14 protein-coding genes are annotated in these 16,316 nt (G+C 55.3%); 8 read left to right on the top strand and 6 right to left on the bottom strand.

From position 1 onward, the window contains the following. Window positions 1–119: 119 nt before the first annotated feature. A complete protein-coding gene (locus tag ACM5SV_RS11925; protein WP_419425239.1) occupies window positions 120–1,604 on the bottom strand; it encodes a hypothetical protein in 1,485 nt (494 codons plus the stop codon). A gap of 638 nt (window positions 1,605–2,242) precedes the next feature. Beyond that, window positions 2,243–2,692, bottom strand: coding sequence for a hypothetical protein (locus ACM5SV_RS11920; RefSeq protein WP_419425238.1), 450 nt, complete (start codon window positions 2,690–2,692; stop codon window positions 2,243–2,245). Between the two features lie 370 nt (window positions 2,693–3,062). On the opposite strand from ACM5SV_RS11920, the gene ACM5SV_RS11915 reads away from it, so the two are divergent. Continuing rightward, window positions 3,063–3,530, top strand: coding sequence for a toll/interleukin-1 receptor domain-containing protein (locus tag ACM5SV_RS11915; RefSeq protein WP_419425237.1), 468 nt, complete (start codon window positions 3,063–3,065; stop codon window positions 3,528–3,530). Window positions 3,531–3,570: 40 nt separating this feature from the next. On the opposite strand, the gene ACM5SV_RS11910 is transcribed toward ACM5SV_RS11915, so the two are convergent. Further along, a complete protein-coding gene (locus tag ACM5SV_RS11910) occupies window positions 3,571–4,698 on the bottom strand; it encodes a UvrD-helicase domain-containing protein (RefSeq protein ID WP_419425236.1) in 1,128 nt (375 codons plus the stop codon). After that, entirely contained in the window at window positions 4,685–5,017 is a 333-nt protein-coding gene (locus ACM5SV_RS11905; RefSeq protein ID WP_419425235.1) for a hypothetical protein, read from the bottom strand. The genes ACM5SV_RS11910 and ACM5SV_RS11905 overlap by 14 nt, the downstream gene beginning before the upstream one ends. A 69-nt stretch (window positions 5,018–5,086) precedes the next feature. Between ACM5SV_RS11905 and ACM5SV_RS11900 the strand changes: the two genes are divergently transcribed. After that, a protein-coding gene (locus ACM5SV_RS11900) for an IS3 family transposase (protein WP_085994801.1) occupies window positions 5,087–6,276 on the top strand; the annotation gives its coding sequence in 2 pieces (ribosomal slippage) (window positions 5,087–5,339 and window positions 5,339–6,276; 1,191 coding nt in all). A 4-nt stretch (window positions 6,277–6,280) separates the two neighbouring features. Here the strand turns inward: ACM5SV_RS11900 and ACM5SV_RS11895 are convergent. Both ACM5SV_RS11895 and ACM5SV_RS11890 read right to left on the bottom strand, forming a co-directional pair. Beyond that, entirely contained in the window at window positions 6,281–7,552 is a 1,272-nt protein-coding gene (locus tag ACM5SV_RS11895; RefSeq protein ID WP_419425234.1) for an ATP-dependent nuclease, read from the bottom strand. Between the two features lie 451 nt (window positions 7,553–8,003). Further along, the gene (locus ACM5SV_RS11890) at window positions 8,004–8,981 is read right to left on the bottom strand and encodes an asparaginase (protein WP_419425233.1); all 978 of its coding nucleotides are present in this window, start codon (window positions 8,979–8,981) and stop codon (window positions 8,004–8,006) included. A gap of 265 nt (window positions 8,982–9,246) precedes the next feature. Here ACM5SV_RS11890 and ACM5SV_RS11885 point away from each other — a divergent pair, with 265 nt between their 5' ends. The 6 genes from ACM5SV_RS11885 to ACM5SV_RS11860 all read left to right on the top strand — a co-directional run bounded on the left by ACM5SV_RS11885 (window position 9,247) and on the right by ACM5SV_RS11860 (window position 16,280). Then, window positions 9,247–10,122, top strand: a complete 876-nt coding sequence (locus ACM5SV_RS11885; RefSeq protein WP_419425232.1) for a LysR substrate-binding domain-containing protein — start codon at window positions 9,247–9,249, stop codon at window positions 10,120–10,122. A gap of 754 nt (window positions 10,123–10,876) precedes the next feature. Further along, window positions 10,877–11,773, top strand: coding sequence for an ABC transporter substrate-binding protein (locus ACM5SV_RS11880; protein WP_419425231.1), 897 nt, complete (start codon window positions 10,877–10,879; stop codon window positions 11,771–11,773). A gap of 3 nt (window positions 11,774–11,776) precedes the next feature. Then, window positions 11,777–12,688: an amino acid ABC transporter permease gene (locus ACM5SV_RS11875; protein WP_419425230.1), complete on the top strand. Its 912-nt coding sequence runs from the start codon at window positions 11,777–11,779 to the stop codon at window positions 12,686–12,688. 3 nt (window positions 12,689–12,691) lie between these two features. Further along, complete coding sequence (locus ACM5SV_RS11870) at window positions 12,692–13,468, top strand: amino acid ABC transporter ATP-binding protein (protein ID WP_419425229.1); 777 nt, start codon at window positions 12,692–12,694, stop codon at window positions 13,466–13,468. 160 nt (window positions 13,469–13,628) lie between these two features. Beyond that, window positions 13,629–14,843, top strand: coding sequence for a trans-sulfuration enzyme family protein (locus ACM5SV_RS11865; protein ID WP_419425228.1), 1,215 nt, complete (start codon window positions 13,629–13,631; stop codon window positions 14,841–14,843). Window positions 14,844–14,882: 39 nt separating this feature from the next. Next, on the top strand, window positions 14,883–16,280 hold the full coding sequence (locus ACM5SV_RS11860; protein ID WP_419425227.1) for a M20/M25/M40 family metallo-hydrolase: 1,398 nt from the start codon (window positions 14,883–14,885) through the stop codon (window positions 16,278–16,280). The last annotated feature ends 36 nt before the right edge of the window (window positions 16,281–16,316 follow it).

Here is a 16,316-nt window from a genome sequence, read left to right as displayed (position 1 = left end):
GCCATTACGACTTCGCAGAACGTCCAACCGGGTGTCAAAACGGACACGGAACGGAAGTAAAACCTTCCAGAACGAATAGTTTTCGCACATTGGCCCGTAACAACGATGGGTGCTTATGGTCATGACGAATGCGGCTCTGACACCGATTTCATGTAGTGTTTTTTGAAGGCTTCGGTGAGACCGTCGTCGTTGGCGGCCTTGCACTCTGCCAGTATCTGCGGCGCAAACTTGAGATCTATCGTGTAACGTTCTGGCCGGATCGTCGACTTCGCAGCGTCGAACATTGCGATCGCTTGAGCTGATAATGTGCCCGTCGCCCAGAACTCAAACCGGAATTTGAGGTTTTGGTATTCAGGATGGTTTTTCAGCCATTTAAAGCTGACTGGTACGTTATGCTGCAGCCAGCGTTGCATATACTTATCCGGAATCGTCGTATAGGGGCCATATCCCTTGCATTCGATCATCAGAATGGCTTGGTTGTCTTTGACCGCCATTACGTCAACTTCTGCCTCCTTGCCATCCGGGTTTTTAAGTTTTCGGTTCAACCGGACAGTCGGAGAAAAAGTTTTCCGGGCCACGTCGGCGACGATGTATTCAAACAAGGTGCCGCGCAACTGGATCGCGGCGCCCTCGATCTTTCCGAGTCGGCGAAACAGAAAATCGAACTTCACGGGATCAATTGAAGCCGCGGCTTCGTGCAAGACTTGCGTGAGCTGCTGAAGGCCTTCCGCAACCTCCCTGCCAAATAGGCTTTCCGGCGTAGCCGGCATGATGCCGTGCTTTTTTGCGAGGGCAAACGCGCCCTGGTCATAGCGATCTGCAACAAATATCTGCAAGCAAGGCCCCACATTCCTGAGCCTTCGAAGGGTGGTGCATTTATGGATGAATGGGCGCATGCTTCCGGCGGTCATTCCCTTTCCAAGCAGGACATCGCAAGCAATGAAACCATTCTTGGCATTACCATCCTTGTCGTATTTCAGCATGGGGCCAAGGTACGAGGGGGCCGTCAAATCCCAAGCGAATGTGCCAACGGTCGGATAACTACCGCCAGCCAGATTATCATCTCGGGTCTGAACACTGTCGTAGCTCCCCAGGCCAAGCTTTTTCACCCAATCCCGAACTGCTGTCAGCAGCAGGGCTTCCGTGATGAGGCGGGCACGAATATCGGATTCGTGGAGGTCGTAGTAGCCTTCCGCCTGGACCAGAGTGACACAATCGCCTACGCCCGAAACCTGCACTTGTTGCAAAAGGTTCGCTTGCGTTAGCCTCTGAAGGACCGTGGTTGGAGAAAGATGTCTGGCTTGCTTGAGAGGGGATCCACAAGCGATTTGGAAATGGCCCACCGGGATAACACCGCCCCTGTGACGGATCGCGGAAATCGCCAGACCATAAACCGAGTTGGTGGCCAGCAAAGCCGCTTCTAGGGCGCGCCAATAACGGGGTGATCCAAAATCCTTACTGAGATAAACAAACCGTGCCTTGCGCGGGAAAGTTATGTAAGCGAGCCGTCTAACGTTCCCGGCAACGCGCGAAACTCGTTTTCGAGCCGCTGCCGGCGCCAGACCGCAAACCTTGACGAGGTGGTCGGAAACGGCGCTCGTCAAACACGGCCCCTCCGTGTCGAGGAAGCTCTCTATGATGCTACCCACATGCCAACTTTCGATTTGTCACACAGCGCTATTAATACCATAAGTATATGATCTCTCTCCACGATTTTGCGTTCGAGGTAATGCTGTTGATTTTATTGATGAATTTTGAGTGTTTTCGCCGCGATTTTTGAAAGTTGTCACAGTGCTATTCGGGAGATAGCCAAACAGCCTAGATCAAATAGGCTCGACTTCATCCAAGCTTACATCATGGCTGCGCCGGTCGTAAAGTTGGGTCGTGCGCGTCGATCTGTGATTACCCATGTTTGGTCGCCTTCTCCAGCGTGCCACCGTTCTTGATTTAGGCGGTAATTCCAGTGGCGCGGAACGTATGGCAGCATACCAGTGTCGATGCCGGCCGCTTCGACCGGCCGCTGGATCATGGTATAGGAAGTGGCCTGGGGAAGTGGGTTTTGCAAGAGAACGCCCGTTCCCTGGCCGATTGTGCGGGACAACGGGCTGCGCGACTGATCCTTCAACCCTCCGGCCGCCATGTGCCGCAGTTGGAGGAATATCTGGATGCCTATTGGTTGGAGTATCGGCCGCCATCATGGTCGGAAGGCCAAGGGTGCCGGCGCCGAGGGTGACAATCTCGTTCACAACCCTTCCTCCAATGGAAAATCGTAATCTCCTAATGCCCAAATGGGATCGGGCTGCGGAGCGGGACGGTTGCCCTGACACGCCAGTGTGATGAAAGTATCTTTCCTCATTTCTAGAAACGTCGCCTCATCTCCCAAGTGCTCAATAAACCACCGATGGGCAAAATTGCGATCTTCGACCGGCGTAATATCAACCAATTCACCATTAGAATAACGTAAAACGGAATGGGCGGTATAGCCGCGACTATCGGGGCCAAAGCCCGCGTAGCACAACCACCCGCGGACAGGAGTATATCCATCCTGGTGCGCTACCCAGTAATCCACATTGGCGTGGCACTCACCGACATTCGGTTTCCAGTCCCCAATGAAGGGATCGGGCCAGAACGGGACATCGACGGCTGCGCCGCTCCTTGCACAGATATCGCGGACGTATTCATCCCGTGTCACGGCAGCCCCTCCTACGGGACATTTCACAAAAAAAGTCGATATTAGGTTGTATAACCGCTTTACACAACTTGCAGCGATTGTGAGGCGAGTATATCGTGGGATACATCGACGGCTGAAGTTAGAGGAAATGTACATGGCTCGATGCACAGCACCGTCACGGGGTCACCGCACGGCGAGCGGCAGAGCAGAGTGCCCTGCTTGCGGTGGTGGCTCGAGCCGGTATGGCGGCTCCGGCTTTGGGGCGTATTCGTCCCCGTCCCGATCGTACTCCTCCCCGTCGTACTCCTCTTCATCGGGACGTAGTGGCGGCGGCTCCAGCACTGTAAGGGCGAAGTGGTCGAAAGCCAATTCAACAGTTTTGTATACGCCCGTGGAAGCTAAGGCACTCGAACCGATCCGCGAAACCGTCGAGAGGCGCGCGGAAATACCTGATCTACGTGACGTGTTCCTGTGCCATGCGTGGGCTGACCGGCTGGAGGATGCCACAGAACTCTACAATCAGCTCAAGGCACGCGGTCTATCCGTCTGGTTCAGCGAAAAGGATATCCCTCTCGGATCGTCTTTCCTTCGCGAAATCGATAGGGGATTGGCAAAGTCGCGCATCGGGATCGTGCTCGTGACACCCGCGCTTCTACTTCGCCTTCCAACGGGAGGTATAGCAGACCGCGAGCTTTCGGTGCTTCTCGCGACTGACCAACTAGTGCCCATTATTCATAACACGACTTACGATGCTCTTCGTAACGTCAGTCCACTGCTGGCCTCGCGAAACGGCCTGAGCACTGGGGAGGACACTTTAGCGGTCGTGGCAAATAAACTCGCCGAGCTCATTGCCGTCTAGCTCCAGCGCGATGTTGGCGGCAACGCTCGGGCTCGTCGTTTTATGACATGTCGAGCTGAGCCGGTTTCGCGACGGCGCGCGCGGGCGCGCGCCTGGTCTGCTTATAAGGAGTTATGCCGGGTAGCACTGCATTCTTTGCGTGCACAAAAGTCACGCTATAGCGCGCGCGGGTAACGGCAACATACGTTTTCGCCCGTGATCCATCAATGTGCGAGTCAACCCCGGTGTTCAACCATTTCCCCATTATTTTTGTTGGGAAGATCAGCACCCTGTCAAACGTCATTCCCTTTGAAATTCCAAAGTTCATCGCGTCAAACCCGGCGCAGTCGCTGTTTTTGTCGTATCGCAGAATCTGCGGCTGATACTTAGCAATGTAGGCAGCTACATCCGGCATTGAAATCAGGAAAACGCCGTCATGGCCAGTCCTTATGAGGTTCTTTGAAGTTGTCTTCGGCTCTGCCGGATAAAGGGCATCTGCGAAATCTGTGATCTCCTGATTGCAGCGGTGCGTGTGAAGTTGGTAGTCGAGGGAACACAGTTTCTTCTTCTGCCACTCACGAAACTTCTTGATAATTTTGTAGCCCCCATAGCCCCTGTTTTTTCCCGCATAGTTCGTGCGGAACGTGGGCTGTCGATGATCACCAACCAAGGAGAGATTTACACCGGCCCGCATCATGGCTTCGAGCAATTCGAGGTCATATCCAGCCATATCCTGGATCTCATCAATGTAAATTCGATCGAAGCGCTCCCGCAATCGCGCAAAAACCATGCCTTTAGAGGCGATTTCGCATTCGCAGGCAAACCGGGCGATCTTGTCGGAATAGACCAGGTCGCCATTTCCAAAATAATACCGGCCGACCTTGTCGGCAGTTGCGTAGGGATCAGACCGACCTGCGACCCAGTGGATACCCCGAACTCTCTCACTATAAAGAACGTTCTGATAAGGGCGTGTCATTTCTCTCAGAAGGAAAGTAAACCACGAGAGCACTTCGATATGGGCGGCCGGAACGCGATTTTGATCGACAATGCACTCGCGGATCCCGCGAACGTTGTTGTCTGTGTAGGTCAAAATCGCTACGCGCTGCGTAGGATCAGCAAGCGCGTCGGCAACAATTTTGGTTGTCTTACCACCGCCGGCCGCGCAAATGACGACATCACTGGACGGCATTTGCGATGTACTCCGGGGCTTCCCAATCTTCTGTGGTGTCAAAAAACCTCAACGCACACTCGGTCTTGTTTTTCGACATAAAAGCCAGGAGCAGCTCCTTCGTCGCATATGTGGTTCCCAGGATTTTATTAACCTTTTCAAGGCCGTTTTTCTTGAACAACTGCGGTTCAAGTGTCGGAAAAGCTATGTCGCCGTCATAGCAGACGGTGATATCTCTCACTCCGTCGAACTTAGCATATTTGGCCGCGAGAGCGGCGAGGTCGCCGTCGTTGTCTGTGACCACTGCAGTCTTCACGTGCAGGAGCGCCGCTATCTCCAAAAACCGTGACCTGCCACTGAGAATTTCCTCCAGAATGGATTAGAGTCCGGCCTATTAAGGGACGGACGAATGAAGAAGCAGAGATTTACGGAAGAGCAGATTATCGGTGTGCTGAAGGAGCAGGAGGCTGGCGCGAAGGCGGCCGACCTCTGCCGCAAGCACGGGATTTCAGAAGCGACGTTTTATAACTGGAAAGCCAAATATGGCGGCATGGAAGTCTCCGAGGCGAAGCGGCTGAAGGCGCTTGAGGACGAGAATACCAGGCTGAAGAAGCTGTTGGCCGAACAGATGCTTGATGCAGCCGCGCTCCGCGAGCTTCTTGCAAAAAAATGGTAGGGCCTGCCGCCAAGCGTGAAGCCGTCACGCATCTGAAGGCCGTCATGGGTCTTTCGGAACGGCGGGCCTGCCAGATCGTATCCGCCGACCGCAAGACGATCCGTTATCGGTCCAATCGACCGCCGGAGGTCGATCTGCGAGCGAAGCTGCGTGACCTCGCTAATGAGCGACGGCGTTTCGGCTACCGGCGGCTATTCATCCTGCTTCGGCGAGACGGAGAGCCGTCCGGGGTCAATCGCATATACCGTCTTTATCGCGAGGAAGGGCTTTCCGTTCGCAAGCGAAAGGCCCGTCGGCGTGCTGTCGGCACGCGTGCGCCGATCCTGGTCGAAGCGAAGGCCAATGCCCGCTGGTCGCTGGATTTCGTCCACGACCAGTTTGCCTGCGGTAGACGCTTCCGGGTGCTAAACGTTGTCGATGATGTGACGCGCGAATGCCTGGCGGCAATCCCCGACACGTCGATCTCCGGTCGCCGTGTTGCTCGGGAACTGACGACGCTGATCGAACGACGCGGCAAGCCTGACATGATTGTCTCCGACAACGGCACCGAATTCACCTCGAATGCCATTCTTGCCTGGTCGAAGGATCACAAGGTCGAGTGGCACTACATCGCGCCGGGAAAGCCAATGCAGAACGGCTATGTCGAGAGTTTCAACGGTCGCATGCGCGACGAGTTGCTCAACGAGAGCCTCTTCTTCGGCCTCGATCATGCCCGCAGCGCCATCGCTGAATGGGCTGAGGATTATAACCATTTCCGGCCGCACTCATCGCTCGGATATCAGACCCCGGCAGACTATGCCGGGACCATCGCCGCAACCGGCTCCAACGCTGCGCAAGATGAAAGCTTCGCGTTTCCGCCGGTTGCTCACACCGCGCCATTTGGCGTATTCAAAGCCGCCGAGGCTCTAACCGCCGCTGGATGAAAGTTCAGTGGCAGGTCAACCGCGGGAAAGCCAAGGAGTTGACGGTGATGACATCGACACCATCGCCAAGCGGCATCCGCCCGTGCTTCTTAGAGTAGGCCTTCTGCACAATCAGCTCGTCGGAGGAGCCCTCCACCAGGATCGCCCTGCGGGAAAGGATTAGGCGCAACGTATCGTGACCGGGGAGCTTCATAAAATAGCTGAAGGTCGGCTTTGTCAGGTCTGAAAGCCGGCCGGCAACGCCATTGCGGAAAAGAATGATGTTTTCGACGCCCAGTTTGTTCACAACAAAGCTGCTGTGGGTCGTGACGATAATCTGTCTGGTCTTATAGGCAGCTGAAATCGTGTCGATAAGAATATTGAGGTTCCCGAAAGACAGGTGATTTTCCGGTTCCTCGATCAAAAAGATGTGGGACGTCGCGGCCGAGTTCATCGCCAATCGGATTTTAACACTGTTCTGTTCGCCTTTCCCAACGAGAGTGATCGGGATATCGTTGAGGTGCGGCATGATACCGGTTTCCCAGTTGCCGCGCGCGGAGTTGTCGAGCGAAACGGAGATCTCCTTTCCGGAGATCTTGCCCTTCAACTTGGAGAGGCCCAAGTTTACGTCCCCCACGGTGTCGTCCTTGAGGAACGTGTTTTTCATCTTCCGGTAGGACAGCGACAGACCCGCGAGCTGCTTTGCGGACAGAACGTCTTTGACGATGTCGACGACATATCTGTTCGCGGACGACGTGTTGCGCACAATGCTCGCGTCGATAAAGCTGGATTTCGTGGGGATAGATCTGGCGGTGACAGGATTTCCGCAAAAGCTGCGCCACTCGATTTTGTAGTATTCAACCGGCATCGACCGGACTTCGCTCATCTGAGCGGCGTAGACTGCATACTCAGGCGCATAGTCGTTATCGAAAACCAGTTTAAGGCGGACACCGGGTACATTCTCACTAAGGGAATTGTTGATGCCCTTGAGTGCCGTCAGTGAAGGGTCGTCCTTAAAATAAAGCTCGATGGAAATCTCGGGCGGCAGTAGAGGCTTGGCGGTTGCAAGGGAGGCGATGTACTCGGCGACAACTTCGGAATTAAACAGGTACGGATGCAATTCTGAAATTAGCGGCCGCCCATTGAGCTGGCCGGTCAGTGCGAGATTGATTGCCTCAAGCAGCGTGGACTTACCGCATTCATTGTCCCCAACAATAATGTTCAAATGCTCGTTAAGTGGCACCGTCGTTTTCTTTAAGGTCCTGTAGTTTTCGACGATGACTTTCGTGATGTGCATTGACGATCCTAACGCTCTGATTCCACAACTGAACTTTCTCCTACTCGCGGCAATGTTGCAAGTTCAATCGGCACGCATACTTCTGCAAATACTCCGCTGCGTTGTCTCTGTTTTCAATTACTTAGCGGATTCGATCGCGGGGTCATCGGTTCCGATCCCTTCAAGGCGCGCAACACTCTTTACGGCAATTCGGCCGCTTTGACCAATAACCTGTATGAATAGCATGCCCAGATCTCGCTATTGGACAGGCTGTATCCCGTCCTTCATATTGCGCCAGCCAGTAAAGGGCCTAGGTCCGCGCGGTTGCCTCTGAGACCGCGCGTTTTTGGCCCGGCTGCGTCTTCGCAGCCGGGCTTTTTGCTAAGTCACATAATCAAGGGAGAAGATTAGCGGTCTAATCCCTCAACTACTCCACTGCGTTGCTGCCTTCACCAGATCCGCAAACAAAGCGCTAAAAGCGTAGGAACAAACGTTCAATGGCATCGCGGCTGTCACCTCGCGCGAGGCACAGCGCGAGCAAGATCCGCGCCTTTTGAGGGCCGATATCGCCGCCAGCGATGATTTCAAGCTGTCTGTGCTGGGCACTATCCACCACTAATCCGGAACCAGTTCTCGATGATTGAACAACGATCAACCCGGCTTGTATCAAATCCCGCAGGGCAGCCGTTTCAGCGGGCGTCCCCATTCCCGGGCCGAATCCCGCAGAAACAATGCCCTTTGCGCCGGCCGCCGCGAACGCGCGAGCTGCGGTTCCGTCAGCCCCGATGTGACTGTAAGTAATATCCACTCTCGGGAGCAATCGAAGAAGCGAATGGGGGAAGACAGGTTGCGAGCCATTATCGATCCGCGACATCCGCACAATCGGACCATCCACATACCCAACCGGTCCTGCCCAAGGAGACTGAAACGCGCCAAGTCGCAAAGTATGGGTTTTCGTTACTGATCGAGGGGAGTGAATTTCATCATTTATAACGACCAAAACGCCGGTCACACCAGGGGTTGACGCAACGCGAACTGCCGCCGCTAGATTGGCGTGAGCGTCGGTCGATATGCCAGTTAGTGGCCGCATGGATCCCGTCAAGATCACCGGCTTTTTCGGTTCAAGTACCAGGGAAAGAGCCCAGGCTGTTTCTTCAAGGCTCGCAGTCCCATGGCCGATCACGATACCCGCCAGATCAGGGTCGTCCATGAGTTCACGACAGATTTCCGCGAGTTCGGCCCAATCCTCATTGGTCAAAGCTGTGCTATCAACTTCCCGAAAGTTGATCGGAATGATCTCGGCTATCTTGCCTTGAATGCCGGCATCTTCAATCAAGGAAGCTGCATCGACCCTTTCGTTGCCGGCGTTATAATCCAGGAGATCGAATTGATCTTTGCCCAGCGATGCGATCGTTCCGCCGGTTCCAATGAAAGCGACCTTTGAGAGCATGAGTGTTCCAATCTGGCGGATGCGGTCTTTGTCTGGCTAATCGTTTTCCGACAAAGATTTGAAAGGATAGTAGAGGTAGGATTGCTTGAGCGCGGTGGACGGGATAGCTCAGCCTATAAGCTGCGGCAAGCCGGTTGCATAGATCTTGCAACGAGTGGAAAGATAGTAGTCCAATCCGCACAGACTTGTTGCTTCGACCTCCGGCGCAGATGACTTTGGTGGCGTTTCGGACCCGAACTCAATTACGAACTTTTGGAAGAATGCGATGAACTTGCGGCAGGTGGAGATCTTTCGAGTTGTGATGACGAACGGGACTACTGCCCGTGCGGCCGAAGTCTTGCATGTGTCTCAGCCGGCGGTCAGCAAGATGATCAAGGATCTTGAACGATCTCTCGGCTTCGACCTGTTCAGCCGAATAAAGGGAAGGCTGCATCCCACACCAGAAGGTCAACTTTTTTACCGGGAGGTGGAACATGCCTATCTAGGCTTGACCCACCTTCGTGGAGCTGCAGCGCGTATTCGCGATTTTGGATCCGGTGAGTTAAGGATCGCTTGTCTTTCGGCTCTGTCCACAAATGTTCTGCCCAGGGCTTTGAGTGCGTTCATGTCTCGCAACCCGAATGTCGCCATCACATTTCAGGCTCGCATGTCGTCGACGGTCCGTGATCTCGTCGCATCGGGCCAATTCGATCTTGGTATCGTTGCCGATGAAATCGACCAGACGGGCGTTACGGTTGCTGAATTTTCACAGTTTCGAGTTGCCGTTGGAGTGCCAGACGGCCATCCGCTCGCGAAACTGGAAATGATACGCCCACAGGACCTCGATGGAATCCCGTTTATCGCTCTCGCGCCGGAGGATACCACCCGAGAAGAAGCCGAGGCCGTTTTCGAAAGGCTCGGCGTGAAGGTAAGAGTGGTAATGGAGACACCTTACTCGACAACGATCTGCGCCATGGTTGCGGCAGGCATTGGTGTCGGACTGGTCGATCCACTGACGGCCGAACCCTATGTCGGTCGAGGTCTAACACTGATTCCGTTTGAGACGGGGTTGTATTTCCGCACGCTTCTGATCACTCCGCCAAACCGTATTGCCTCGCGACACCTCGAAGAGTTCGTCAATGATTTGAAGCAGGCCATTTAGCCAATAGGGCCGTCAAGCAATCTGGATTAGCGGCGGCACCAAGGTTGCGCCGACACTTTCTTTCCAGATCGACAAGCGAACCTCGACTATTGGTAAAGGTTCGCACGCCTCTTTTTCCTAGCCAGGGCGGCGCCAGAGGACCGGGAACCAATCTTCTCTGAGCCGGTCGCCCGTTTTCATGTCGTGCCCTGGAAATGGTGGCGCAGACCAAGGCCTGTCCATTCGTCACATCCTGGGCCTGTTTCAAACCATTGGCTTTAACCCGGTTGTAAAACACCGCGCGGCATCGATCGAATTGCTTCGCAGTTTGTCTGCAAATGGAGAGGGCTACGGCATAAGCTATACAAATCCTCCAGGCACAATGACATACGATGGTCTACGGGTTGCCCGGGTACGGATCAGCGATGCGCATGCTATCGAGCCTATTGTTCTCGTCTCGATTGGTTCGCAGCCCGAGCCCATAGGCCAGGTCCGCGCGTCTATCGCTGAATTCGTCACTCATCGCCTTCCCGTCTCGGACGCCTAAACCTTCTTTCGACCATATCAGCTGTGCCGGCTGAGCCCTGCTCCCTTACGCGCAGCGTGCTGAAAGCAGCCATCCATTTGGCATCAAGCTATAACCTACAGGAATTGATTGCCCGAATTTTATTGTTGGACGGCAAGTATGTTTGGGGACCATATTGCCTTCATCGGATACATCGTCTGGCTCCCAGAGATCTGATGATCCGTTGCAATAACAAGATGGGGAACATCAATGTTCAAAAATATCACTCGCCTGCCATTCATTGCAGCGCTGGCTTTGTCCTCCTTAACCACCACAGGATTCGCGCAGAGTTTCGACACCTCGGCGATCAAGGTCGATGAAGCTCTTGCGGCTCGCCTCCCTGCTAAAATCAAGTCGGCAGGAGTGCTGACGATCGGTTCCGACACGTCATACGCGCCTTGGGAATTCCTGAGCGAAAAGGACGGACAGACACCGGAGGGGATCGACGTCGATATCGCAAACGCGATCGGTCAGAAGCTCGGCGTCAAGATCGATTTCCAAACCTCGGCATTTGAAGCAATTCTCCCCGCCCTGGGTTCGAAATTCGACATCGGGGTCTCGGCATTTTCCATCACGAACGAACGGATGAACGCGGTCAACTTCGTAAGTTACGCCGACACCGGCAGCCTGTGGGCGGTCAAAGCTGGTAACCCGACAAAATTCGATCCGGACAATATCTGCGGTCGAAAGATTGCTATCCAGTCCGGCACATACTTCGAGCGATCGATCAATCAGGAAAACGATAAATGCAAATCGGAAGGCAAGGCTGAAATCGAAATTCTGCCTTTTTCGAAGCAGCCTGAGACACTGACGCGTGTGGCGGCAGGTGGTGCAGATGCCACGGTTTCCGGCGAGGCTGGCATTGGCTACGCAGCCAAACAGTCAAGTGGCGCCTTCGAAACGATGAAGCCGAAGTCTGGTCCGTTGAGCAAACACGGCCCGAATGGCATTGCTGTCGCCAAGTCCGATATGGCTCTGACCGAGCTTATTGCGGACACGATCAACGCCCTGATCGCGGATGGAACCTATAAATCACTCCTCGACACGTGGGGTATCGGTTCCGTTATCGTCGAAAAAGCGCTGGTCAATCCAGAAGTCAAGATCTGAATCATGGCTTCAAATATCAAAAGCATGGAGGCCGGCTCACAGCCGGTCTCCACAAGAACACGAGATTTCACGCACAATGTTGTGGCTCCGCGTCGCCATCCCGGCCGTTGGCTTGCCATTGCAGTCCTGGCGATTGTCGTCCTCCAGATTGGTCAGGCGATCTCGACCAATCCGAACTTCCATTGGGATGTTTATCTCAAATATCTGTTCGCGCCTCAGGTTGTGCGCGGTGTTGGCTGGACGCTCCTTCTGACCGTCATAGCCATGGCGGTAGCGATCGTGGTCGCGGGCCTGCTTGTCATCATGCGTGACAGTGACAATCCGGTCCTGCGCGGTTTGGCTTATTCGTGGGTTTGGTTCTTTCGCGGCACGCCAATCTACACGCAACTTCTGTTCTGGGGCCTCTTTGCCGTGCTGTTCCCGAACCTGAGCATCGCGATCCCCTTTGGTCCCGAGGTCATCAGCGTGGAAACGAAATACATCGTGACGCCGGCGATCGCCGCGATCCTCGGCCTTGGGTTCAACGAATCTGCTTATCTAACAGAGATTTTCAGGGCAGGCTTCAACTCTATCGATCGTGGTCAGGCCGAGGCGGCTCAGGCGCTCGGAATGAAGCCGCCAAAAATCTGGTGGCGGATCCTGATGCCGCAGGCGATGCGGGTGATCATCCCGCCAACCGGAAATGAAGCCATCGGCATGTTGAAGATGACCTCGCTCGTGCTGGCGATTCCATTCACCCTGGATCTGACATTCGCCACCAATGCGATTTCAAACCGCCTCTATCTTCCGATCCCGCTCTTGCTCGTCGCAGGCACCTGGTATCTTGCGATAACCAGCCTGCTGATGGTCGGCCAGCATTTCCTCGAACGTCACTTCGGCAAGGGCGTTTCCGTTCATCCAACCAGGGCGGAGTAGGCCATGAATGCGATCGTCTCCGAATTCTGCGTCGAAATGCAGAACATCCACAAATATTATGGTCCGGTTCATGCTCTGAAAGGCGTCGATCTCCGCGTCAAGCGAGGCGAAGTCTGCGTTGCGATCGGCCCGTCCGGCTCTGGGAAATCGACACTTCTGCGGTGCATCAACCAGTTGGAGAGCATTTCAGCGGGCCGCGTGTTCCTGAAGGGCGAATTGCAGGGCTACACGGAACGCAATGGCCGGTTCCATCAACTGTCATTAAGCCAGATCTCTGCCCAAAGGCGTCTGACCGGTATGGTCTTTCAGCGGTTCCAATTGTTCCCGCATATGACGGCTTTGGACAACGTTATGGAGGGGCCACTGCACGTCAAAGGGTGGCCGAAGGAACGGGCGCGCGCAAAGGCGAACGAGCTGATGAAACGTGTCGGATTGGATGGGTTCGGTAATCGCTATCCAGGCCAGCTCTCCGGGGGCCAGCAGCAGCGTGTCGCTATCGCTCGCGCGCTCGCAATGGAGCCCGAGGTGATGCTTTTCGACGAGCCCACGTCTGCGCTCGATCCCGAACTGGTGGGCGAGGTGCTGGATGTGATCAAGGATCTCGCACAAAGCGGGATCACCATGGTCGTCGTCACCCATGAGATCGGGTTCGCGCGTGAAGTAGGCAACCACCTTGTGTTCATGGATCAAGGTCAGGTCATCGAAGAGGGGCACCCCCGTACCATGCTCGCCAGCCCAAAGAACCCACGCACTGCTGCCTTCCTGTCGAAGGTGCTGTGAGAGGGTTCAGTGCTCCTCAGAAAAAGCGCCGACGAAATTCGACTATCGTGCGTCGTTATCGTTTCAAATGTCGTCATCAAGGTCCCGCTGAGAGCACTCGTGCAGGATCACGCCTCCTATCGCTTTCCGGGCGATCGAATAGCTTCAGAAAGGTTCGTTCATGAACGATCTCACCCAATGTGTCCTCACACCTGAAATCTCGCCGGAAGGCTTCGATCCCCTTGGTGTCGGCGTCCATCGTGCGTCGACAATCGTGTTCAAGGATGCCGCGGCCTATGCCTCTCGCGGTGATCGCGGCCATGAGGGTTATTCGTATGGCCTTTATGGGACGCCAACGACACGGACGCTTGAAGCGAAGCTGACGACACTGGAAGGCGGAGCCTGGACCTTCCTGACGCCCTCCGGCCAGGCCGCGAACGCGCTTGCGGTTCTACCGTTTCTGGCAGCCGGCGATCATATTCTGATTGCCGACACGGCTTACCCGCCAATGCGCGATTTCGCCGACACGGATTTGCAGCGACTTGGTGTGGAGGTCGAGTTCTTCGATCCGCAGTCACCGGATGACGTCGCCGCCAAGATCAACGAGAAAACCAGAATTGTCTGGTGCGAGAGCCCCGGTTCCACGACGATGGAAATCGTGGATCTACCGATGATCGCTGCGATCGCGCATCAACGTGGCGCGCTTGTCGGCGTCGACAACACCTGGGCAACGCCGCTTAACTTCAAGCCGCTTGAACATGGTGCGGACATCGTCACCGAGGCGCTGACCAAATTCGTGTCGGGTCACTCGGATGTGCTTATGGGGTCAATCACCATAAAGGACACGGCCCTCCTCAAACCGATCCGATCGCTGATCGGCCGGATGGGGATCGGCGTTTCTCCGGACGACGCATCGCTGGTGCTGCGTGGCTTCGAGACGCTGGGCGTTCGTCTGCGCCATTCGGAGAAAGTAGCCCTGGATTTCGCGGCAAAGATCGCGGGGCATCCTCTTGTCGATCAGGTGCTGCACCCGGCACTTCGAACTTTCCCCGGTTTTACGCTCTGGAAAAGAGATTTTCTCGGATCAAGCGGCGTCTTCAGCGTTGTCTTCAAACAGGAAGCAGCGGCCCATGTTGCCACAGCACTCGACACGTTGGAGGTTTTTGCTATCGGGGCATCCTGGGGTGGAACCCGAAGCCTTGCCGCTCCGATGTCCATCGACGGTTTCCGGACTGCAACAACCTGGGACGGGCCAGATGTTATTTTGCGCCTGAGCATTGGCCTTGAAGATGAGAACGAACTTTGGGCGGACATAGAGCGGTTTCTCGATACGCTTGCCGCGCAAACCACAGCCGCTTTAACCGGACGGCAGACAAAGGCAGCAAGTAACGCCTGATATGGGCAGCGGCTGACTGGACAACATAAAGGATATCACGTGCCCAATAGAGAAGACGTGCTGCAGGATATCGACCGGAATTTTGATGTTGCGGTCGGCAAGCTGCTGGAGCTGATTTCCATACCATCGGTCTCCAGTGAGCCGACAGGTGAAGCCGCCATTGCCAAGGCGGCCGCATGGCTCAAGGCGGAACTGGACGCGATGGGGCTTGCGGCGAAAGTTGTGCCGACAAAGGGTCACCCTGTCGTAATGGCGCGGTCCGAGCGAACCTCAGGTCCGAAGCGTCCATGCCTTCTGTTTTACGGTCATTACGATGTGCAACCTGTGGGCGATGAGGCGCAATGGAAACATGCGCCATTCGATCCTCGAATTGTGCAAGAGGATGGCGTTCACCGCTTCTACGGGCGGGGCGCGTCCGACAGCAAGAGCCAGCTCTGGACCTTTATCGAAGCGCTGCGTTCATGGAAGACCATTTACGGTGATTTCCCGGCCGATATAATTGTCCTGCTGGAAGGAGAGGAAGAGTGCGGCTCACCAAGCCTGCCGGAGTTCATCAAGGCGCACAGGAAAGAGCTTGAATGCGACGTCGCGTTCATCTGCGACGCAGAGATGTGGTCACAGACCCAGCCCGCGATTACGACGCAACTCAAGGGTCTGGTTCACGAGAGGGTCACCGTTTCCGCGCCAAATCAAGACCTTCATTCAGGCCATTATGGTGCCGTCGCGGCAAACCCCATCCGCATCCTGAGCTCGATTCTCGCAGGCCTTCACGATGACAAGGGGCGCGTAACGATCGACGGGTTTTATGATGGAGTGATGGATCTTCCCGATAAAGTGCGTAAGCAATGGCATGAACTTGCAAAGGAACCCGGCTTGTTGGGAGAGGTGGACCTGACAGGTGGGGTAACGGAGGAGGGGTATTCTCCACTCGAGGCGATGTGGGGGAGGCCGACGGTCGATATCAACGGCATCACTGGCGGAAATCAAGGCCCCGGTGAACGCTCCGTTTTGCCGGGGTCAGCGACTGCACGTCTTTCCTTCCGGCTGGTGGAGGGGCAGGACCCAGAAGAGATCAGACGCCGCTTCCGCCGCCATGTTGACGCTCACCTCCCTGAGGGCTGTAGCGTCGTGTTCGATGGTATCCACGGTAGCTCAGCGGTGGTGTTGCGACAGGAGAGCCCGTTTCTGACAGCGACCGCACGTGGTCTCGAGGAGGAGTGGGGCACGCCGACCGTTCTTCGCGGTACCGGGGGTGCTATTCCCCTCGTCGAGCAATTCAGCAATGGGCTTGGCGCCGAGTGCGTTGTTGTCGGTTTTATTCTGCCAGGCGATGCAATCCACGCGCCGGACGAACGATATGACACTGAGCGACTGAAGAAAGGTGCCCGCAGCTGGGTTCGCATTTTGGAACAGGTCCAGCTTGATATGGCGAACTGACCGTGACCACTTCTCCACTAATACCTTCCCGCGTTG

The organism is Rhizobium sp. CRRU65 (assembly GCF_048551595.1).
Classification (GTDB): domain Bacteria; phylum Pseudomonadota; class Alphaproteobacteria; order Rhizobiales; family Rhizobiaceae; genus Rhizobium; species Rhizobium leguminosarum_J.
This window is presented reverse-complemented; position numbering and strand designations above follow the sequence as displayed.